General features: G+C 36.9%; 1 protein-coding gene. It reads left to right on the top strand.

Going from position 1 to position 672, the window contains the following annotated elements; genetic code table 11:
* Window positions 1-163: 163 nt before the first annotated feature.
* The gene (locus tag D1164_RS23620; protein ID WP_119352361.1) at window positions 164-415 is read left to right on the top strand and encodes a hypothetical protein; all 252 of its coding nucleotides are present in this window, start codon (window positions 164-166) and stop codon (window positions 413-415) included.
* The last annotated feature ends 257 nt before the right edge of the window (window positions 416-672 follow it).

Genomic DNA, 672 nt, shown 5'->3' with positions numbered 1-672 from the left:
TTTTAGAGTCCATATCAGAGCAAGGTTTTGTTTGTTAAATATTTAAATATAAGACACTTAAATATAAACAAAACTTTGCTTTTTTGCTAGCAATTTCTTAGGTTTCTTACATCGAACTGACGTTATTTATTATCGGGAAGCTTTAATCGCTGGAGGACAAACCATGGTTGATGCGTGGATGAAACTACACGAATACCAAAAGAGTCGTAACGGTAATCCTGAAAAGGTTCAACAAAAATTCGAAGAGAAATCTAATTCTCCCCACAAGCTTGAATATGCAAGACTAGAGATAATGAAGTTTGGATGGTGGAATAGCGCAAACAGAAAATTACCACACATAAATACATCAATTTATTATCCAAATGAATTTGAAAGATTATTAATAGATATTGAATGTGATTGTGATGAACCATAAAAATACGGCATACAACAAAGTGCCATATTGCATAGCGGGGTTTGGTGATGTGCAAGCTGCGGCTCTCGCATCATCGTTCCGTCCTCGCGGACAGGAACGCTGCCCCGAAATCCGTCCCAAACATGCACCAACCGTCAGACTGTCTAAAAACCTAACCATATTTTGTTAAAAACTCAGACATATATCAACAGCGACAAATACAGGTATTTAGTACCTTCAGGCATGAAATACATTAAAGGACAAGACAGGACACAAAT

Origin of the sequence: Mariniphaga sediminis (assembly GCF_003573545.1) — a bacterium.
In the GTDB taxonomy this organism is placed as follows: domain Bacteria; phylum Bacteroidota; class Bacteroidia; order Bacteroidales; family Prolixibacteraceae; genus Mariniphaga; species Mariniphaga sediminis.
This window is presented reverse-complemented; position numbering and strand designations above follow the sequence as displayed.

Bases quoted from the DNA above. Each gene is read 5' to 3' on its own strand.
- D1164_RS23620 (WP_119352361.1), top strand. From the start codon at position 164: ATGGTTGATGCGTGGATGAAACTACACGAATACCAAAAGAGTCGTAAC.